Source organism: Sideroxydans lithotrophicus ES-1 (assembly GCF_000025705.1).
Taxonomy (GTDB): domain Bacteria; phylum Pseudomonadota; class Gammaproteobacteria; order Burkholderiales; family Gallionellaceae; genus Sideroxyarcus; species Sideroxyarcus lithotrophicus.
On record NC_013959.1, the window covers coordinates 414,064 to 433,659 of the forward strand.

Annotated in this window: 18 protein-coding genes and 1 tRNA gene; 14 read left to right on the forward strand and 5 right to left on the reverse strand. The window is 56.7% G+C overall.

Translation table 11 applies throughout. The features are described 5' to 3' along the window. Positions 1–54 precede the first annotated feature (54 nt). Positions 55–849, reverse strand: coding sequence for a thiazole synthase (locus SLIT_RS02035; protein ID WP_013028549.1), 795 nt, complete (start codon positions 847–849; stop codon positions 55–57). A 77-nt stretch (positions 850–926) separates the two neighbouring features. Further along, the gene (thiS, locus tag SLIT_RS02040; protein ID WP_013028550.1) at positions 927–1,148 is read right to left on the reverse strand and encodes a sulfur carrier protein ThiS; all 222 of its coding nucleotides are present in this window, start codon (positions 1,146–1,148) and stop codon (positions 927–929) included. Positions 1,149–1,177: 29 nt separating this feature from the next. Here thiS and SLIT_RS02045 point away from each other — a divergent pair. The 9 genes from SLIT_RS02045 to ccoS all read left to right on the forward strand — a co-directional run bounded on the left by SLIT_RS02045 (position 1,178) and on the right by ccoS (position 10,128). Beyond that, positions 1,178–1,251: transfer RNA gene (locus tag SLIT_RS02045), tRNA-Gly, on the forward strand. 505 nt (positions 1,252–1,756) lie between these two features. Continuing rightward, complete coding sequence (ccoN, locus tag SLIT_RS02050; RefSeq protein WP_013028551.1) at positions 1,757–3,190, forward strand: cytochrome-c oxidase, cbb3-type subunit I; 1,434 nt, start codon at positions 1,757–1,759, stop codon at positions 3,188–3,190. Between the two features lie 10 nt (positions 3,191–3,200). Then, complete coding sequence (gene ccoO / locus SLIT_RS02055; protein WP_013028552.1) at positions 3,201–3,998, forward strand: cytochrome-c oxidase, cbb3-type subunit II; 798 nt, start codon at positions 3,201–3,203, stop codon at positions 3,996–3,998. A gap of 34 nt (positions 3,999–4,032) precedes the next feature. After that, positions 4,033–4,203 carry a cbb3-type cytochrome c oxidase subunit 3 gene (locus tag SLIT_RS02060; RefSeq protein ID WP_190272144.1) on the forward strand — a complete coding sequence of 57 codons (171 nt, stop codon included), beginning with the start codon at positions 4,033–4,035 and terminating at the stop codon, positions 4,201–4,203. Then, positions 4,196–5,113 (forward strand): cytochrome-c oxidase, cbb3-type subunit III, encoded by a 918-nt coding sequence (gene ccoP / locus SLIT_RS02065; RefSeq protein WP_013028554.1) that lies wholly within the window; start codon positions 4,196–4,198, stop codon positions 5,111–5,113. The genes SLIT_RS02060 and ccoP overlap by 8 nt, the downstream gene beginning before the upstream one ends. Positions 5,114–5,479: 366 nt before the next feature. After that, positions 5,480–6,910: a cytochrome c oxidase accessory protein CcoG gene (ccoG, locus tag SLIT_RS02070; protein WP_013028556.1), complete on the forward strand. Its 1,431-nt coding sequence runs from the start codon at positions 5,480–5,482 to the stop codon at positions 6,908–6,910. A gap of 14 nt (positions 6,911–6,924) precedes the next feature. Beyond that, positions 6,925–7,434, forward strand: coding sequence for a FixH family protein (locus SLIT_RS02075; protein WP_013028557.1), 510 nt, complete (start codon positions 6,925–6,927; stop codon positions 7,432–7,434). Positions 7,435–7,461: 27 nt separating this feature from the next. Continuing rightward, a complete protein-coding gene (locus SLIT_RS02080; RefSeq protein ID WP_013028558.1) occupies positions 7,462–9,924 on the forward strand; it encodes a heavy metal translocating P-type ATPase in 2,463 nt (820 codons plus the stop codon). A 9-nt stretch (positions 9,925–9,933) separates the two neighbouring features. Beyond that, a complete protein-coding gene (gene ccoS / locus SLIT_RS02085; RefSeq protein WP_013028559.1) occupies positions 9,934–10,128 on the forward strand; it encodes a cbb3-type cytochrome oxidase assembly protein CcoS in 195 nt (64 codons plus the stop codon). A 19-nt stretch (positions 10,129–10,147) separates the two neighbouring features. Here the strand turns inward: ccoS and SLIT_RS02090 are convergent, their stop codons facing one another. The 3 genes from SLIT_RS02090 to fnr form a co-directional block, all read right to left on the reverse strand. Continuing rightward, positions 10,148–10,822, reverse strand: coding sequence for a hypothetical protein (locus SLIT_RS02090; RefSeq protein ID WP_013028560.1), 675 nt, complete (start codon positions 10,820–10,822; stop codon positions 10,148–10,150). 16 nt (positions 10,823–10,838) lie between these two features. Continuing rightward, positions 10,839–11,360: a hypothetical protein gene (locus SLIT_RS02095; RefSeq protein WP_013028561.1), complete on the reverse strand. Its 522-nt coding sequence runs from the start codon at positions 11,358–11,360 to the stop codon at positions 10,839–10,841. Between the two features lie 94 nt (positions 11,361–11,454). Then, complete coding sequence (gene fnr, locus SLIT_RS02100) at positions 11,455–12,177, reverse strand: fumarate/nitrate reduction transcriptional regulator Fnr (protein ID WP_013028562.1); 723 nt, start codon at positions 12,175–12,177, stop codon at positions 11,455–11,457. Between the two features lie 121 nt (positions 12,178–12,298). Here fnr and hemN point away from each other — a divergent pair, with 121 nt between their 5' ends. The 5 genes from hemN (at position 12,299) to mutY (ending at position 19,480) form a co-directional block, all read left to right on the forward strand. Further along, positions 12,299–13,702: an oxygen-independent coproporphyrinogen III oxidase gene (gene hemN / locus SLIT_RS02105; RefSeq protein WP_013028563.1), complete on the forward strand. Its 1,404-nt coding sequence runs from the start codon at positions 12,299–12,301 to the stop codon at positions 13,700–13,702. 100 nt (positions 13,703–13,802) lie between these two features. After that, on the forward strand, positions 13,803–15,053 hold the full coding sequence (locus SLIT_RS02110; protein ID WP_013028564.1) for a nitronate monooxygenase: 1,251 nt from the start codon (positions 13,803–13,805) through the stop codon (positions 15,051–15,053). A 38-nt stretch (positions 15,054–15,091) separates the two neighbouring features. Continuing rightward, complete coding sequence (locus SLIT_RS02115) at positions 15,092–15,883, forward strand: hypothetical protein (protein ID WP_041420731.1); 792 nt, start codon at positions 15,092–15,094, stop codon at positions 15,881–15,883. Between the two features lie 77 nt (positions 15,884–15,960). Next, positions 15,961–18,219, forward strand: a complete 2,259-nt coding sequence (locus SLIT_RS02120) for an AsmA family protein (RefSeq protein WP_013028566.1) — start codon at positions 15,961–15,963, stop codon at positions 18,217–18,219. A 199-nt stretch (positions 18,220–18,418) separates the two neighbouring features. Continuing rightward, a complete protein-coding gene (mutY, locus tag SLIT_RS02125) occupies positions 18,419–19,480 on the forward strand; it encodes an A/G-specific adenine glycosylase (RefSeq protein ID WP_013028567.1) in 1,062 nt (353 codons plus the stop codon). The last annotated feature ends 116 nt before the right edge of the window (positions 19,481–19,596 follow it).

A 19,596-nucleotide genomic window follows, 5' to 3' on the forward strand; every position in this document is an offset into this window, starting at 1 on the left:
TTTGGCATGGCCGTACACCTGGCCGTCGCTGCTGGATTCTATGGCAGGGGGTGGTCAGTTGCTTTTTGAGCTGATGACCCCACCCGTGGGCGAACTCGGGCTGCCGCTGTACAGTTTCTTTGGCATACGTCCGGCGAGGTATGCGCTGCGTCCGGCCTCTACCGCAGATTTCATCGCTGAGGCCATCAGAACCGGTTGCTGTGCAGCGGCGATGGCAGTGTTCATGAGCACGCCGTCGCAACCAAGCTCCATCGCGATGGCTGCATCGGAGGCGGTGCCGACGCCGGCATCCACGATCACCGGCACCTGCACGCGCTCCATGATGAGTTGCAGGTTCCACGGGTTGAGGATGCCCATGCCGGAACCGATCAGCGAGGCCAGCGGCATGATGGCGACGCAGCCGATATCTTCCAGTTGTTTGGCGATGATGGGGTCGTCCGAGGTATATACCATCACCTGAAAGCCTTCAGCCACCAGCGTTCTTGCGGCGGCGACGGTCTCGACCACATTGGGGTACAGCGACTGCGGATCGCCCAGCACTTCCAGCTTGACCAGGCTGTGTCCATCCAGCAGTTCGCGTGCCAGACGCAGCGTGCGTACCGCATCGTCGGCGGTGTAGCAGCCGGCAGTATTGGGCAGCAGCGTATATTTCGACGGCGGCAGGATCTCCAGCAGGCTGGGCTCGTTCGGATTCTGGCCGATGTTGCTGCGGCGGATCGCGATCGTGATGATTTCCGCGCCGCTGGACTCGATTGCCGCCTTTGTTTCGGCGAAGTCCTTATATTTGCCAGTACCGACCAGAAGCCGTGATGAATAACTGTTGCCGGCGATGACTATTGGATCGTTCATTGTTCCTGTCCTGATGGATTGTTAGCTGTGCATAGCCATCTGACTTAATCGTCAAGCTACGCCATTTCAGTTATTGCTTAGCCGCCGCCAACCGCGATGACGATTTCCAGCTTGTCGTTTTCCGACAAATGCTGAACGGCGAACGTGCTGCGCGGAACGATCCCGCCGTTTAGTTCCAGTGCGATGCGTTTGCCGGCCAACCCCATCTCTTCAATAAGGTTGGCTACGGTTGTGCTGGGGGGAAGCTGGCGAGACTCGCCATTGATGCTGACGGTGATCACTTTGCTCATGTCGTCCATGTTAGAATCCGCGCTGCATTCTACTACAGGCGGGTGTAGTTCAATGGTAGAACGGCAGCTTCCCAAGCTGCATACGACGGTTCGATCCCGTTCACCCGCTCCATCTGTTCAACTCCTTTCGTCCTTCATCTACATCCCACCCGGAGCGCTTACGGGGCTGCGCATGCCATGCATGACGCGAATCTGCGCTTAACCTGGCGCGCTTTCGAGTGTGCCGAAACATGTCGTGGGTGGCCTGCAGTCGTCCGGGCGTGTTTTCCGGAATCCCCTTCTTCAGTTTTCGCTGGGCGTACAGGTAAGACTTTGAGGTGCAAGCTTATCGCTTAACGGTTAATTTATGCAGATTTGACGCAGGCTTGACGTAAGAGGCTTTAACTGAGACGATGCGGGACAGTCTGATTTTGGTTCGCTAACCTGATGAAATTACTCCGGTAATTCTGATTCAAAACCGACCTAGGACTTAAATTTATAACGATGGCTATGCCACTGTTAATTAGAAAGTTTTTGAAAGCCGTAAGTAAGCTGTAAGGGAAGGGTGTGTCAGGCATATCGAAAGCTCGGGATGTTCTTGGCGCATTATTGTTAACTTGCTCGAGGAGGAGACTACTGTGGAAGCTACGCAAGCGACACCAGTAAAGTACGATATGGAAGTCGTCCGATGGTTCACCATCGCGGCTGCCATCTATGCAGTCGTAGGTACGTTGATCGGTGTGTACATCGCATCGGAATTGGCGTTTCCGTTTTTGAACTTTGATATTCCCTACATCACCTTTGGACGTCTGCGTCCGTTGCATACTAATGCGGTGATTTTCGCATTCGGTGGTTGTGTGTTGATGGCGACCGGCTTCTATATGGTCCAGCGCACTGGCTCCACCAAGCTGTGGAGCAACGGCCTGGCATGGTTCACCTTCTGGGGCTGGAACCTGATCATCGTGCTGGCCGTGATCACTCTGCCGCTGGGGATGACCCAAGGCAAGGAGTATGCAGAGCTGGAATGGCCGATCGATATCCTGATCGCGATAGTTTGGCTGTCGTTCGGTCTGAACCACATCATGACCGTAGCGATCCGCAAGACTTCGCATATATATGTCTCCAACTGGTTCACCATGGGCATGATCGTGATGATCACTTATCTGCATGTGGTTAACAGCTTGTGTATCCCGGTCAGCCTGACCAACTCCTTTTCCATCTTCTCCGGTGTTCAGGACGCCATGGTGCAATGGTGGTGGGGTCACAATGCGGTCGGCTTCTACCTGACCGGCGGCTTCCTCGGCATCATGTACTATTTTGTGCCCAAGCAAGCCCAGCGTCCCGTGTTCTCCTATCGCTTGTCGGTGTTGCACTTCTGGGCGCTGACTTTCGGCTATGTATGGCTGGGCGCGCACCATCTGCAATATACCTCGCTGCCTGACTGGACCGGTTCGCTGGGAGCGGCAGTCTCTCTGGCGATGATCATCCCATCCTGGGGTGGAGCGATGAACGGAATGATGACTCTGTCCGGTGCATGGGACAAATTGCGCACAGACTATGTCTTGCGTTTCCTGGTCGTGGCGCTGGCTTTCTATGCGATGTCCACATTCGAAGGCCCGGTCATGTCCATCAAGACGGTCAACGCCTTGTCTCACTACACCGACTGGACTGTGGGTCACGTTCACTCCGGCGCTCTGGGCTGGATGGCAATGGTCGCTTACGGCGCGATGTACCACATGATCAAGAAACTGTGGGGCGTGAACAAGATGTACTCGGACAGTCTGGTAAACGTCCACTTCTGGCTGGCGACTATCGGTACTGTTGTGTATGTCGTGGCGATGTGGGTTTCCGGCATCATGCAAGGCCTGATGTGGCGTGATTACGACGAGTACGGCACATTGACCTACACCTTTGTTGAATCGGTCTCTGCAATGCATCCGTATTATGCGATGCGTGCCGTCGGCGGCCTGATCTTCAACATCGGTACCTGGATCGCCCTGTTCAACATCGTGATGACCGTGCGTCAGGCTAGCGCAACGCGCTCAGCCGGTGCCGTTCCCGCCAAAGCATAAGGAGTGAGACATGTCTGATCACGACAAAATCTATTCGACCAAATTTCAGGACAAGATCGAACGAAGCACTGTTCTGATGTTTGTGGTGACTGCGATCGCTGTGGCGATCGGCGGCATCGTGGAAATCGTCCCGTTGTTCTACCTCCCGAACACGGGGATGAGTGGCGGGGACGGGACCTTCAACGGAACCGCGCACAAGGATAAGGACGGCAATGTTGTTGCCATGGACAAGATCGTCTGGAATCCGGCTACTTCCGCACACAAGACGCTGGATGACTGGCAGCCCGGCGACGGTGTTCGTCCTTACAAGCCTTTGGAGTTGGCAGGACGCAACATATTCATCCGCGAAGGTTGCTTCCTGTGCCATTCCCAGCAGATTCGCCCGTTCCGTGATGAAAAGGATCGATATGGTCACTACTCGATCGCTGAAGAATCCATGTACGACCACACCTATCAGTGGGGTTCCAAGCGTACCGGCCCGGATCTGGCTCGCGTCGGCGGAAAGTATTCGGACGAATGGCATCGTCGCCATTTGAGCTATCCGCGTGAAGTGGTGCCGGAATCCGTCATGCCAAACTACTTCTGGCTGGCAAAAAGCAATGTGGACGTGCCAGAGACTATTCAGACCATGAAAGTCCTGACCATTATGCCGTTCAACCCTGTACCCAAGACCATCTACACGGATGCCTATATCGATGGCGCCGCGGCGCAGTTGGAAGGCAAATCCGAAATGGATGCCTTGATTGCTTACCTGCAGGGTTTGGGTAATCACATCAAGTTCGAAGAGGGTGTGAACTACCGTGACTAAGCTAATGGGGTACTTGGGGATGGATGTGGAAGCCATGACTACGAACGATTGGCTGGGCGTATTTTTCGTCCTGGTGGCGGCGGTAGGTATGGTATCCGTCTATTTCATGGTATTCCGTCCGGCAAACAAGGCCGCGTTCGAGTCCCAGCGCCGTATGGCGCTGGATGACGAAGACCCTATCAATATGGGAGAAAAAGATGAGTGATAAACACGATGCAGGTGGCGTGCCTACAACGGGGCACGTTTGGGACGACGACTTGGGGGACTTTACCAACCAACCTCCGAAGTGGTGGATGCTGGGTCTGGCAGCAAGTGCGATTTGGTGCGTGGTGTACTTCCTGTACTACCCGTCCATTCCGGTTTCTAATGCACACGGCTACTTCAAGGGGCTGGGGCATTGGACAGCGATCACCGAGATGGAGGCGGATAAAAGTGTTGTGGACGAGGTGCGCGGCAAGTATGAAGCCAAGTTGAAGGACATGACGCCGGCCGCAATCCTGGCTGACAGCGAATTGACCGAGTATGTGACCCGTTCCGGCAAGGTGCTGTTCGGTGACAATTGCGCAGCCTGCCATGGTACCAACGGCGTGGGTACAGTGGATAAGCAGGGGCTGTTCGCACCTATCCTGCGGGATGATGACTGGCTGTATGGCGGCAAGATCGACGACATCTACACTTCTATCGTCGGCGGACGCCAAGGCCTGATGACCCCGCACAAGGGCGTGTTGTCCGATCAGCAGATCGACGATGTGGCGCACTATGTAAAGGCAATGAGCGATGAAGGAAAGAGCGCCGCTGATACCGACTCCGCAGTTGCAGCCGGCAAGAAGGTGTTCACGGAAAGCGACTGTACTGCCTGTCACGGTGCTGATGGCAAAGGTATGCAGGCGATGGGCTCTGCAAACTTGACCGATAAGGTTTGGCGCTTTGACGGATCATTGGAAGGCATCAAGCAAACCATTGCAAACGGTGTGAACGCCGGCCCGGATGCCCGCATCGCAGTGATGCCATCCTTCCAGGCAGCCGGTAAGCTGAGCGATGCCGAGTTGAAGAAGCTAGCTGTGTATGTATACAAATTCGGCGGTGGTCAGGCCGATGCTCCTGCAACCAAGTAATTCTGTCTCGGTCTGCACGGTTTGCGCCGTGCAGACGTTTACTAACAAAAGGAGTAAATGAGATGCATAATCACGATGCGGTTTTCTGGGGTGTCATCATCAGTGTAGCCGGTTCTGCTGCAGTAATAGCATGGTTGCTCTTCATGGCATACCGAAATGCCACAAAGAACAAGGACGAGAAGTAGCCATTTGGTCGTTTGAAGGGGGAGGAGAGTTATGCTCTCCTCCTTTTTTCATAGGGTTCAAGGTATTTGCGAATCTGCTTTCTATTTATGCTGATCTTCAGAGTCGATTCGAAAATATTTTGTTGACGTTATTCTGGGCGCAACAAAAAAAAGAAATTTATAAAACTTAAGGAGTGTGAGCGTGAGCGACGAGGTAGAAAAGAAGGAGATGGGCGCCGTCACGACCATCTATCACGAATTCGAGTCATGGAACGCCAATCTGGGCGAGAAGACCATCCATGCCAAGAGGATGCCTGGTTTTTTCAGAACGGTTAAGAACTATACGCAACTTGCCCTGTGGCTCCCGTTTTTTCTGGGCCCGTACCTGCGCTGGAACGGCAAGCAGGCGATCCTGCTCGATATCCAGAATCGCCAGTTCCACTTTTTCAGCCTCACAGTATTGCCGCAAGACATCTGGATGCTGTCCCTGGTGCTGCTGATGGCTGCAATGACGCTATTCGCGGTGACATCCGTCGCATCCCGAGTGTGGTGCGGTTACTTCTGTTTCCAGACCGCATGGACAGACTGGTTCACATGGGTGGAAGACAAGATCGATGGCAACCCTGCGGCACGGCGCAAGCTTGACGATGCTCCGTGGAGCCTGGACAAGATCAGGAAGCGGGTGTTTAAACATGTCATCTGGGCGCTGATTGCATTGCTTACGGGAATCAGTTTCTCGATCTGGTTCGTTGATGCACGCGATTACTGGAATAACCTGATCCACCTGAATCTACCTAAAGTCGGCTGGGTCGTGCTTACCATGTTCTTTTTTGGCACCTATATCCTTGCGGGTTTCTTGCGCGAACAGGCTTGCTTCTGGCTCTGTCCTTACGCGCGCATACAGGGCGTCATGACAGACTCGCAGACCATCTTGCCAGCATACGACGTCAAGCGTGGAGAGCCGCGTGGCAAATTGCGCAAGGGTGGGGAGTCCACTGCTGCGCAGGGCGACTGCATCGATTGCTTCCAGTGTGTGCAGGTTTGCCCGACGGGTGTGGATATTCGCAATGGACAGCAACTTGGTTGCATCACCTGCGGACTATGTCTGGACGCCTGCGATGCGGTCATGGAAAAGATCGGCAAGCCGCACGGCTTGATCCGGTATGCTTCGCTGGATGAACTTTCAGGCAAGCCGGCCAAAAAACTGTACCAGCACCCGCGTACGCTGGTCTACCTGACCATCATATTGCTTGCCTTGTCAGGCATCGTATACGGCCTCTCGCATCTGGGCTCGATGACGCTAAGGGTGATCCCCGAGCGTCAGCCGCTGTTTGTGACCATGAGCGATGGTTCTATTCAGAACAAGTATGAATTCAAGGTGGTCAACAAGACGGACAAGGATATCCACGTGAAGGTCACGGCAGAGGGCGGTATAGCCGGGCAACAGATCATCGGAGCCGAAGAGACGCAATTGACACACCATGGCCGCGGCACCTCATTTACAATCTTTGTGAAGGCGCCTGGAGCAAATGTCATGCAGGAGATCACGCCTATTGAGTTCAGGGTGGAAGGTGTGGAAGATCCAACCGTATCTGCCGAATACAGCAGCAAATTCAACGGCCCGAAACATTAACAGGAGCGATGGCAATGATTTCACAACACAACAAGACAGGATTGCGCAATCCATGGGTATGGGGCATGTTGGCGCTGATTGCGATAGTGCTGTCAGTGAATGCGACCTTTGTGTGGTTTGCCACCAAAGATACCCGATCAACACTCGTAGAGCGCGATTACAAGACCAAGGATCGCAAATCGAACGAAGAGCTGCTGAGTGAGCTCAGGACTCAGCATGCACTTTCCTGGCAAACCGAGATCAAGCGACCTGAGGCCGTTGTGATGGGCACCCCTGCTTCCTATGAGATCGGGGTGGCCGACCGCGCTGGCAAACCGGTGAGCGGGGTCATGGAGGTGGTGGCCTATCGTGCTTCAGATGCCAGCAAGGACTTCACAACGACTTTCAACGAAGTGGCCCCTGGTCGCTATCGGGGATACATCAACTTCCCGCTCAAGGGATACTGGGAGCTGCATATCCGCATACAGCGAGGTGAAGACCGTTTTGGCGTCAATACTGAAAAGTTCATGGTTGCTGCATCATAAATCGGCAGGAGTTGAAGGCAAACATGCATGACGCAGCATAGCCATTCCATCGCGGGCGGCTGTTTCCACTGCGGGCTTCCCATCCCGCCCGAGGCGGACTTCCATGCCCGGCTGGACGCCGCCGAGCGGGATTTCTGCTGCTTCGGCTGCCAGTCGGTGAGCGCGGCCATCTATGAGGCCGGATTGCAAGGCTACTACCAGCGTACGCCTGAAGGTGTATTGCTGGCCCCGCCCCCCGAGTTGCCCAAAGACATCGATATCTACGACTTCGACGAAGTGCAGCAGGAGTTCACCACCTGTTCCGGCGACGTCCGCGACATCCATTTGCTGGTCGAAGGCATCCACTGCGCCGCCTGCGTATGGCTTATCGAACGCGGGTTGCAGCGCACGCCAGGCGTGTTGTCGGCAGATGTCAATCTGGCAGCGAAGCGACTGCACTTGCGCTGGGACAATTCGCGCAGCAAGCTTTCCGATCTGATCCGGGCATTGGGCAGGATCGGCTATGCCGCCGTACCGTACGATCCGGAAAGTGCCGAAGGTGTGATCCAGAAATCCAACCGCGCCATGCTTTACCGCTTGTTCTTCGCCGGTTTTGCCATGATGAACATGCTGTGGATATCCATTGCGTTGTACAGCGGCGCGGATCAGGACCAGTTCCGCCAATTCTTCCACTGGATCGGATTGGCACTGGCGACCCCGACCTTGCTGTATGCCGGCTATCCGTTTTACCGCGGAGCGTTTGGCGGTTTGCGCGGCGGCCACCTGACGATGGATATGCCGATCGCCATAGGCTTGAGCGTCACCTACGCCTATTCGTTGTATGTAACCGTAATGCAAAGCGCAGTCGGCGAAGTGTATTTCGATACCGTCACCAACCTGATATTCGTGATTCTGATCGGGCGTTACCTGGAAGGGATGTTCAGGCATCAGGCAGTCTCGGCCACCAAGCGCCTGATGGAATTGCAACCGCGTGTTGCCATCGTCATGCGCGACGGACAGGAGCAGATGATCCCGATACGCGGGGTGAAACCGGGCGACCACGTGCTCATCAAGCCGGGCTACAAGGTCCCGGTGGACGGGGTGGTACTGGAAGGCAGCAGTGCCGTGGACGAGTCCATGCTGAGCGGCGAATCCGCACCGGTGAACAAATCGGCGGGCGCGCAGGTGTATGCGGGTACGGTGAACAGCAACGGCGCGCTGCTGGTGGAAGTGAAGGCGCAACTGCAGGATACGACTCTGTCCAAGATCATCCGCCTGGTAGAGGAAGCGCAATCTTCCAAGGCTCCCATCCAGCGTCTCGCCGATACCATCGTGCCGTGGTTCGTGCTGGTCACATTGATCTGCGCGACGATCACTTTCTTCATCTGGAACAGCCATGATTTCGAGATTGCGCTGATGGCGGCGACCTCGGTCCTTATCATCACCTGTCCCTGTGCGCTGGGCATGGCGACGCCCATGTCCATCGCCGTGGCCTCCGGCCTGGGGGCCAAACATGGCATCCTGGTCAAAAACGGTCTGGTGCTGGAAACGCTGTCCAAGGTCACGCATTTCGTTTTCGACAAGACGGGCACATTGACCGAGGGCAAGATGAGCGTGGCGCAGATCCTGGTCGCATCAGGCCAGGATGAACGGGAAGTGCTGCGCCAGGCGGCAGCGGTGGAGCGCTTTAGCGAGCACAGTGCCGCCAAGGCCATCGTGGCCGAAACGGAGTCCCGCCAACTGCTGCACCGCGAGCTCGAGGCGAGCGATTTCCATGCGACGGCAGGGTTGGGTGTGCAAGCGAACGTCGGCGGGAGGTGCGTATTGCTTGGAAGCGCCGGGTGGTTGACGCAGCAGGGCATAGCACTGGACGCGACGCTGCAGGCAAAGGTGCATGAACTTGAGATGCTGGCGATGAGCTGCGTATACATGGCGCAAGACGGAAAACATGTGGCGATCATCGCCCTGGCCGACAGGTTGCGCAGCGATGCGCGGCAACTAGTCGATGAGTTGCGCGCGGCAGGCATCACCCTGACCTTGCTGAGCGGCGACCGACGGCCCGTCGCCGAAGCCGTTGCGCGCCAACTCGGCGGCATGGAAGTCATCGCCGAAGTGTTGCCGCAGGACAAGGATCAGGTGATCCAGCGTTTGCAGCAAAGAGGGGCCGTTGTGGCTATGGTGGGTGACGGCATCAACGACGCCCCTGCACTGATACGGGCCGATGTCGGCATCGCTCTCGGCTCGGGTACCGATGTGTCGGTGGAAAGTGCGGATATCGTGCTGATGTACAACGAACTGGATAAGGTGCGCCAGGCCACGCAGTTGTCGCGCCGTACCCTGCTTACCATCAAACAGAACATCGGCTTATCTTTCGTGTATAACGCCATCATGGTGCCGCTGGCGATGATGGCGAGAGTCAGCCCATTGGTGGCGGCGATCAGCATGCCGATCAGCTCCCTGATCGTGATCGGCAATGCGGCGCGTATCCGGACATTATTCAAGAGGCAGTGAGGTGGTTCGATGGATGTGATTTACAGCCTGATTCCGGGCATGATGTTCTTCGGCGTGCTGTTCGTCATCGTGCTGGTTTGGGCGGTGAAGAAGGGGCAATACGAGGATATGGAAGGCAGTGCCAACCGCATCCTGCTGGATGACGACGATGAGTTGCTGCGCGATCCGGATCAGGCCAAGAATGAAAGCGCCGACAAGAAGTAGTAGGCGTTTACGCCGAGAATTACTTCAATACTCCGCCGTTCGCCAGCAATGGCTGAACCAGCAAGTCGAAATTCCTGGGCGGCACATACTGCAATAACGGTTTCTCGCCGCCACCCAAGGTGATATCCAGGCCATCCTTCGGATAGAGCCAATGTATGAGGCCGCTCTTGTTTTCCTTGATGCGCTGGGCAGGCTGGCCGAAGCGTTTGAGGAAAACGGCTTCTTCCACGCTCAGGCTGGGCAGGTAAGTCAGGCTGCTTATCGGCCAGGTTCGCAATTTTGCTATATCGTCCGGCGTCATGGTGATCTTCTTGCCGCTTTCGGTTGCCGCCATGCGCAAGCCGCGTTCATACATGCCCTGCAATTCCTTCTCGGGTACGTCTATGGTCAGTACGACCCTTGAGCGCAGACCGGCCAGATTGACCTGCTCGAAGAACACTTCGGCAATCAGCTTACCTTGGGGCGATTTGAACAGACTGGGTATGGCCTCCTCCTTGAAGCGAAGTTCAGCCTCATTGGCGACAGACTCTCCCAGTGTTAAACCAAAGACACGTGTTGTATCGGGGGTCGGGTGCTCGATATGCCACGGCAGATCGTCGCTGCGTTTAGGCTCGCCCGGCACCAGCATCGAACCGACGATGAACAGCAGCGACAGGATGCCGACGCCCCAATATATCTTGCTTTCTGTAGTCATGGCGAATCGGGCTGGATTAAAGGGAGGTGGCAAGATTTGACGGTGCGGACGGTTGCTCTGCGTATTCTTTGGGCAATTTTCCGTGGCGTGCCTGATACATGGAGTCGTTGCCCAATACGATGAGCACCAGCAGCGAAATCATGAACGGCAACATTCCGGCACCGCCGAGCAGGGCAAGAGTGGCGATCTTCGACCATCCCATCGTTTTCGAGATCCACAGGCCGCTGCCGATGAGGGCACATGCGACGACCAGCAGCCGCAAGAAATGCTTATTGCGTTTTGCGGCGATCACCCAGTGCGATTTCACGAACCAGGTTTCATTGCCATTCGCGATCTGTCTGGCTTTGATCATGATGTAGCCGGTGATGACGAGGGAGGTGACCGGAACGATCAAGACCATCATTGGAAACGTGCTGAACACCCCGAAAGTCGAGGCGAACACCAGAATATGGTTGAATACCAGATTAATCAGGAAAATTTCGTGCGGCCACTTGGCGCGGACGGTTTCTTCGGGCGAAACGGAGAAATGCTGGTGCATGCTGTGCTCCCATGAATTGTTGTCAAATTACAAGAAATGGATACTTTGCAGGATACCCGTTTTGGCAACGATTGTAATGCGGCAAAACGACGCATCAGGCGCCGACGACGAAACTGCGCAAGCGCAGCATATCCATGATCTCCACCTCGCGGACCCTCACGCTGAGCAAGCCATGCTCCTGGAAACTGGACAGCGTACGACTGACCGTTTCCAGTTTCAGTCCAAGATAGCTGCCGATCTCCTGCCGCGTCATGCGCAGGTGGAAGGCATTTGGGGAATAGCCGCGCGCACTGAATCGCTGCGACAGATTGAGCAAAAAGGCCGCCAGGCGTTCTTCTGCACGCATCGAACCGAGCAGCATCATGATGCCATGGTCGCGCACGATCTCGCGGCTCATGATCTTGTGCAAGTGGCGTTGCAGGTTTGGCAGTTCGCGGCTCAACTCTTCCAGCCGGTCGAATGGGATCTCGCATATCTCGCTGTCTTCCAGTGCCACCGCGTCGCAGGAATGGGCGTCAGAACAGATCGCGTCCAGGCCGATGATTTCTCCCGGCATCTGGAAGCCGGTCACCTGTTCGCGCCCGTCCTCATGCAGCGCCTGGGTCTTGAAGAAGCCGGTACGGATGGCATACAGCGCACGGAAAGCCTCCCCGCTACGGTACAGGTATTCGCCGCGACGGAAGGTGCGCTTGAGGCTGGTCAGTGCATCAAGCTGCTGCATCTCGTGCCCGTCCAGATCGACGGGAAGGCAGAGTTCGCGCAGATTGCAGCTTGAACAGGCGATGCGTACGGAAGGATTGTTGACTGGGCTTTGCACTTGGTTTCTATGAGGGTATTCCACTGTCCGGGAGGGGAATATGACATGGTTTTTGACCTATATCAAACGCATTTTGCGGTATGCTGTCACATTCCGGAAACCGAAAATTCGAGCATTATCCATGTCCGTCAACAAAGAAATTAGCCCCCAGCTGGAAGTCGATCTGGACTTGATTCGCCGCCTGGACAAGAACGGTCCGCGCTATACCTCCTACCCCACTGCCGACCGCTTTGTCGAGGCGTTCAATGCCGAGACCTATGCGCAATGGGTAGGCAAGCGCGAAGTCGGCGGCATCAGCCGGCCACTGTCCTTGTATGTCCACATCCCGTTCTGCAACACGCTGTGTTTCTACTGCGCCTGCAACAAGGTGGTAACCAAGGATTTCAGCAAGGCCGACCAATATATTCGCTATCTCATCAAGGAGATAGGGATGCAGGCCGCGCTATTGGGCAAAGAGCGCCGTGTCGAGCAACTGCACTTCGGTGGCGGCACGCCGACTTTCCTGAGCGACGATGAGCTGCGCCAGGTGATGGGAGCGATCCGCAAGAACTTCCAGCTGGTGGAAGACGGCGAGTACTCCATCGAGATCGATCCGCGCAAAGTGAGCGATGCCACGGTGGCGCTGTTGGGTGAACTGGGGTTCAACCGTATCAGTATCGGGGTGCAGGATTTCGATCCCGAAGTGCAAAAGGCGGTGAACCGCATCCAGAGCGAAGCGGAGACCTTGCAGGTCATCAAGGCTGCGCGTGCCAACGGCTTCAAATCGGTGAGCATCGATCTCATCTACGGCCTGCCCAAGCAGACCATGGCCGGTTTCAAGGCGACCTTGGACAAGGTCATCGCGGCCAACCCTGACCGCCTGTCCATCTATAACTACGCGCACATGCCGACCTTGTTCAAGCCGCAGCGACGCATCCACGACGAAGACCTGCCGGCGCCGCAAACCAAGCTCGACATCCTGAAACTGGCGGTGAACACCCTGACCGACGCCGGTTATGTATATATCGGCATGGACCATTTCGCCAAGCCAGACGACGAACTGGCGGTGGCGCAGCGCCAGGGCCGCCTGCACCGCAATTTCCAGGGGTATTCGACTCACTCGGACTGCGACCTGATCGCGGTGGGGGTGAGCTCCATCGGCAAGGTCGGGCCGACTTACAGCCAGAACTTCCGCGAACTGGAACAATACTACGACGCGCTGGACAACGATATTCTGCCGATCATGCGGGGCATGGAACTGAATGCCGACGACTTGGTTCGCCGTGCGATCATCCAGGCCCTGATGTGTCACTTCGAGATATCGAAGGAGTCGTTCAATATCTCCTACCTGATCGATTTCGACCATTACTTCGCCACCGAATTGAAGGAACTCGCAGAATACGAAAAAGAAGGGCTGCTGAAGCTCTCGCCGCAATGGATCAGCGTGACGCCCAAAGGCCGCATGTTGATCCGCAACATCTGCATGGTATTCGACAAATACCTGCGCACGAAGCAGGAACACGCGCGTTATTCCAAAGTCATCTAGGGGATTCTTCGCAAAAGTTGGCAAGCGTCGCCGCGGCACTTTTGCGGGGGCAAGCTGACACTTTGGAGTAAAATGTCACTCGTTAGGAGCGAGAGAAACAATGAAACGTGTAGATGATTTTCGCCTGAAATTCGGCAAACAGGAGCTGGTCCCGATCATGATCGGGGGCATGGGCGTGGACATCTCCACAGCGGAGCTGGCTTTGGAGGCTGCCCGCCTGGGCGGAGTGGGACATATTTCGGATGCCATGCTGCCCACTGTTTCGGATCGGCGTTACGAGACCGACTTCGTCAAGACCAAGCTGCTGCAATTCAAGTACAACATCGACAACTCCGACAAGACCGACGTCAAGTTCGATCTCGGCCACATAGCCGAGTCCACCCGCCTGCACGTGAGCAAGACCATGGAAGCCAAGCGCGGCTCGGGCATGATCTTCATCAATTGCATGGAAAAGCTCACCATGAACGCGCCGAAAGAGACGCTCAAGGTGCGGCTGTGGGAAGCGCTGTCCGGCGGTATCGATGGCGTCACCCTGGCGGCGGGTCTGCATCTTGGTTCGTTCGCACTGATTGAAGACCATCCGCGCTTCCGCGACGTCAAATTGGGCATCATCGTTTCCTCGCTGCGCGCACTGCAATTGTTCCTGCGCAAGAATGCGCGCACCAACCGGCTGCCCGACTACATCGTGGTGGAAGGTCCGCTGGCAGGCGGACACCTCGGTTTCGGCCTGGATGACTGGATGAAATACGACCTGCGCACGATCACCAACGAGATCCACCAATACCTGCGCGACGAGAAACTGGACATACCGGTGATACCCGCCGGCGGCATCTTTACCGGCAGCGATGCGGCTGCCTACCTGGAAGAAGGTGCAGCCGCGGTCCAGGTCGCCACGCGCTTCACGGTATCGAAGGAATGCGGCCTGCCGGAGGATGTGCAGCAGGAATATTTCAGGGCCAGCGAGGGCGACATCGAGGTGAACGCCACCTCGCCCACCGGTTACCCGATGCGCATGCTGAAGAACAGTCCCTCCATCGGCTCCGGCATCCGTCCCGGCTGCGAGTCCTATGGCTACCTGCTGGATGCCAATGGCCACTGCGACTACATCGATGCCTACAACCGCGAAGTGGCGCTGCATCCCGATGCCAAGAAGATCCAGGTGTTCGACAAGACCTGCCTGTGCACGCACATGCGCAACTTCAAGTGCTGGACCTGCGGGCACTACACCTACCGCCTCAAGGACACCACGCGCAAGGCGGCGGATGGCAGCTACCAGTTGCTGACTGCCGAGCACATCTTCAAAGACTATCAATTCAGTACCGACAACAAGATCGCATTGCCGGAAGCTTGATCCGGCTTTGCCCGGAACGGGCGCTATCCTGGGAGCCGATGATGATCGAACGAGTCCTGCTGCTGCTCCCTGTTTTGGCTGTCTGTTCTTCCGCCCAGGCTGGCTGGGATGTCGGCGGCGGCCTGGAAGATTACCAATGGCAGGAATATCCGGCCGGCTATGCAGGCACCCCCAGGGAATCCGGGATGCGTTCCGCATTGTTCGTCAACTGGACTCAGGATGGCGACTCGGACACGCGGTTCGCATGGCGTGCCAAACTCTACGGCGGCACGGTCAATTACGACACGTTTGTGGTCAGCACAGGCGCACCCGTCTCGACCCAAACGGACTATAGCGGTGCGGTGAGCGAGGGGCAGCTGTTTTACCGCGATGACCTCGGTGCCTACAAACTGGACTACCTTAGCGGCCTGGGGCTGGATGCATGGCGCCGCCGCATCCAGAACTACGGCGGCGACCAGATCGAAGACTATTCCATCCTGTTCCTGCGTGCCGGGTTGAGACTTGCCAAGTCGAGACATGAAGCCGGCTTTCACGGCGAATGGGGGATCAAGTTCCCAGTCTCGACCCGGGAAAATGCGCACCTGGATAGCATGGGATATACCTCCAATCCTGCGATCTCGCCAAAAGGCGAGCTCAGCGGTTATGCCGAGATCGGCTACCGCATCAATGCCAGTTTCGATCTGGTCGGCTACTACGACAGCTGGCGTTTCGGCCAGTCGCCTGATGTGATCGCCAACCGGCCGACCGATCCCCCGGGAAGCTACTGGATCATCTATCAGCCAAAATCCAGCATGAATGCCCTGGGGGCCAAGCTGCTCGTATCGTTCTGATACACCTTGCCTGCCGTCATCATCGATGCCGGCTCTCTCGTTTATAATTCGAGCAAGTTTATAAGACAGGTGACGATATGAACAAATATCTCAAGTATGGTCTGTGGTCGATTGCCGTCGTCGTGGCAGTGGCGGCAGGCATGATCGTTTACATCGCCGCCACCTTCGATCCGAATGCCTACAAACCGCAGATCATCCAGGCGGTCAAAGACAGCAAGCATCGCACGCTCAAACTGGATGGCGATATCAAGTTGCACTTCTTTCCCAGCATCGGCGCAAGCCTGGGCAAGGTGTCGCTGTCCGAATTCGAGAGCGAGCAGGAATTCATCTCGGTCGACAGCGCCAGCGTCTCGCTCAAGCTGCTGCCATTGCTCGCCAGACAGATCGTGGTGGACGAGGTCGATGTGAGCGGGGTCAAGGCGCAACTCGTCAAGTACAAGAACGGCAAGACCAATATCGACGACCTGATCGGCAAAGAAGAAGCGACACCTGCTGCGCCAACGCCGCCAGCAGCTGCAAGCGGCGCGCCAATGCAATTCGACATCGCCTCGGTGCAAGTGGCGAAGACCGACCTGAGCTATAGCGATGAGGCAACGGGTGCCAGCTATAGCGTAAAGGATCTGAACCTCAAGACCGGGCGCATCGCAAACGATACGCCGAGCAAGATCGATTTTTCCGCGCACCTGCAGTCCAGCAAACCGAAACTGGACATCGTTGCGCAGATCAAGACCACGCTCACCTTCGATCTGGAGAAGAACCTGTTCCAGGTACAGGGGCTGGACATGCAAGCCAACGGCAACGCGCTCGACATCACGGATCTGCACGTGCAGGCCGGCGGCGATGCCAGCGCACGTGTGGCGACGAAAGAATACTCGATGAAAAAGTTCACGCTCAGTGCGAGCGGGGCGAAGGGGAAGAGCAAGGACAAGTTCGAGGCAAAACTGGACGTCCCCGAGCTGAGTCTGGCCAAGGACAAGTTCACCGGCAACGGTGTCACGCTGAACGCCAAGCTGGACGGGGCGCCGGGCAGTATCGTCGCAGTGCTTGAGTTGCCGGGGATAGAAGGCAATGCAAGCTCGTTCAAGGTGAGTGCAATGGTGCTGGATGCCGAGCTGAAGCAGCCCGACCAGACCTTCAAACTGAAACTCACCTCGCCGGTGACCGGCAGCATCGAAGCGCAGCAATTCAATCTGTCCGACCTGACACTGGCCGTCAACGCGACCGGCGACAAATTGCCGGGCAAGAGCATCAACAGCCAATTGAAAGGCAGCTTCCAGGCCGACCTCGGCAGACAAAGCATCCAGGGCAACCTTGCTGGCGGGCTGCTGCAAAGCCAGATCAAAGCCAAACTGGCGGTGAACAATTTCAACGTCCCGATGATCCGCTACGATCTGGAGGTCGACCAGTTCGATGCCGATCCCTACCTGCCGCCCAAGACTGTCACTGCCAAAGAACCAGGCCCGGCAGGCGGCAAGGCCGAGCCCGAGCAGCCGTTCGACCTTTCGGCATTGAAGACGCTGAATGTGGAAGGCAGCGTGCGCATCGGCTCGCTCAAGGCCGCGAACGTCAAGGTCGCGCAGTTGCGCGTGGACGTGAAGGCACGCAACGGACAAGTGAACATCGCACCGCTCTCTGCCAAGCTGTATCAGGGCAGCATCGACGGCAAGGCTTCGCTGAATGCGGCAAGCTACGATTTCGCCATCAACGAAAAACTCACCGGCGTCGATGTCGCGCCGTTGCTGAAAGATGCCGCCGATCTCGATCTGGCCGAAGGCCGCGGCAACATCTCTTTCGATCTGACCACGCATGGCAATACGGTGGGCGGCCTGAAGAAGGCATTGAACGGCAAAGCCTCTGTGGACCTGGCGAACGGTGCCATCAAAGGCATCAACCTGGAGAAGCTGGTGCAGGGTATACAAAGCCTGGGTAAAGACACCAGGATGCAGACCCTGGGCGTGGACAAGAGCGAGAAGACGCCGTTCAACGAATTCAAGGCCACCTTCAAGATACGCAACGGTGTGGCGCACAACGACGACCTGGCGGTGAAGTCCACCGTGCTGCGCGTGACCGGCAAGGGCGACATCGATATCGGCCACGACAACCTGGACTACAACGCCAAGGCCATCTTCGCCAAGACCGAACAGGGCAAGACCGCGACATTGCCGGTCAACGTGAGCGGCGCTTTCGACAATCTCAAATTCAAGGTGGATTACGGTGCACTGATCGCCGATGTCGCCAGACAGAAGATCGACGAGAAGAAAGAACAGGTAAAAGAAGAGGCCAAGACCAAGCTGCAGGAAGAGCTCAAGAAGGGGCTGAAAGGCCTGTTCAAATAACAACCGGACTTGCCCGCAAGCCAGTAAACACGGCCATCTGCGAGGCAATGCCTTGCAGATGGCATTTTGATTGGGTTTGCAACGATGTGCCTTGTAGATCGCCGTCTGGTGCGGCTTGCAGGGCGATGATTCTGAAAATCGATATGACATCTGCAAACAACCTACCCGGCCTGCCGATCCCGACCGTCAGGAGCCGCGCTTGAACACTTTCGCTTCCCGACTCATCGCGTGGCAGAATAAACACGGTCGCCACGACCTGCCGTGGCAGGGGCAGGATGCCTACCGCGTCTGGTTGTCCGAGATCATGCTGCAGCAGACCCAGGTCGCCACCGTCATCCCCTATTACCAGCGTTTCGTCGCGGCATTTCCGAGTGTCGCCGCGCTTGCCGCCGCCAGCGAGGATGACGTGCTCGCGCACTGGAGCGGCCTCGGCTATTACGCGCGCGGCCGCAACCTGCACAAGGCAGCGCGGATCATCGTAGAAAAATTCAACGGCTCATTTCCGCATAAGTTCGAAGACATCGTCGAGTTGCCTGGCATCGGCCGCTCCACCGCCGCTGCCGTTTGCGCGCTGGCTTACCATGAGCGTCGCGCGATACTCGATGGCAACGTCAAGCGCGTGCTGGCGCGTTACTGCGGCATAGCAGGCTGGTCTGGTGACAAGAAAGTGGAGGAGAAGTTGTGGCAACAAGCCGAAGCGCTGCTGCCGCCACAAGACGTCGCCACCTACACCCAGGCACTGATGGACATGGGGGCCACCGTTTGCACGCGCAGCAAGCCCAAGTGCGTGCTGTGCCCGGTGCAGGGCGATTGCGTCGCGTTGCAATCTGATCGCGTCGCCGAGCTTCCTTCGCCGCGCCCGCGCAAGGCCGTGCCGGAGCGGTCAGCCGTCTTCCTGTTGCTGATGCACGGCAACGACATCCTGCTGGAGAAACGGCCCGGCAGCGGCATCTGGGGCGGGCTGTGGTGTCCGCCGCAGTTCGAGGATGAGGATGCGGCGCGGGATTGGTTCGTACGCAACGGGATGGAGGCGAGTGAGGGGGAGAGATTGGATACGTTCACGCATACCTTCACGCATTTCAAATTGCATATCACGCCGTTGAGAGTTGAACTGGCGCGCAAGCCTTTGCTTGCTGCGCAGCCGGGCGCAGTGTGGCTGGATGTGGGGGAGGCGTTGGGGGCGGCGATACCGACGCCGGTGAGGAAGGTGTTGTCGGTTTTATCCCCTCTCCCTCCGGGAGATAACCAGCGACTTGGCTGACGTTGTTTGGCAGCCTAGTCGAATGGCTAGTAGTTCTATCAGGGTTAGGGTGAGGGATTGCTCTTTGACTTCTTTCATACTTTAAAACCAAAACCGTCGGGGGTTGCCCGACAGCA

Bases quoted from the DNA above. Each gene is read 5' to 3' on its own strand.
- SLIT_RS02035 (WP_013028549.1), bottom strand. From the start codon at position 849: ATGAACGATCCAATAGTCATCGCCGGCAACAGTTATTCATCACGGCTT.
- thiS (WP_013028550.1), bottom strand. From the start codon at position 1,148: ATGGACGACATGAGCAAAGTGATCACCGTCAGCATCAATGGCGAGTCT.
- ccoO (WP_013028552.1), top strand. From the start codon at position 3,201: ATGTCTGATCACGACAAAATCTATTCGACCAAATTTCAGGACAAGATC.
- SLIT_RS02060 (WP_190272144.1), top strand. From the start codon at position 4,033: ATGACTACGAACGATTGGCTGGGCGTATTTTTCGTCCTGGTGGCGGCG.
- ccoP (WP_013028554.1), top strand. From the start codon at position 4,196: ATGAGTGATAAACACGATGCAGGTGGCGTGCCTACAACGGGGCACGTT.
- SLIT_RS02075 (WP_013028557.1), top strand. From the start codon at position 6,925: ATGATTTCACAACACAACAAGACAGGATTGCGCAATCCATGGGTATGG.
- SLIT_RS02080 (WP_013028558.1), top strand. From the start codon at position 7,462: ATGACGCAGCATAGCCATTCCATCGCGGGCGGCTGTTTCCACTGCGGG.
- ccoS (WP_013028559.1), top strand. From the start codon at position 9,934: ATGGATGTGATTTACAGCCTGATTCCGGGCATGATGTTCTTCGGCGTG.
- SLIT_RS02090 (WP_013028560.1), bottom strand. From the start codon at position 10,822: ATGACTACAGAAAGCAAGATATATTGGGGCGTCGGCATCCTGTCGCTG.
- SLIT_RS02095 (WP_013028561.1), bottom strand. From the start codon at position 11,360: ATGCACCAGCATTTCTCCGTTTCGCCCGAAGAAACCGTCCGCGCCAAG.
- hemN (WP_013028563.1), top strand. From the start codon at position 12,299: ATGTCCGTCAACAAAGAAATTAGCCCCCAGCTGGAAGTCGATCTGGAC.
- SLIT_RS02110 (WP_013028564.1), top strand. From the start codon at position 13,803: ATGAAACGTGTAGATGATTTTCGCCTGAAATTCGGCAAACAGGAGCTG.
- SLIT_RS02115 (WP_041420731.1), top strand. From the start codon at position 15,092: ATGATGATCGAACGAGTCCTGCTGCTGCTCCCTGTTTTGGCTGTCTGT.
- SLIT_RS02120 (WP_013028566.1), top strand. From the start codon at position 15,961: ATGAACAAATATCTCAAGTATGGTCTGTGGTCGATTGCCGTCGTCGTG.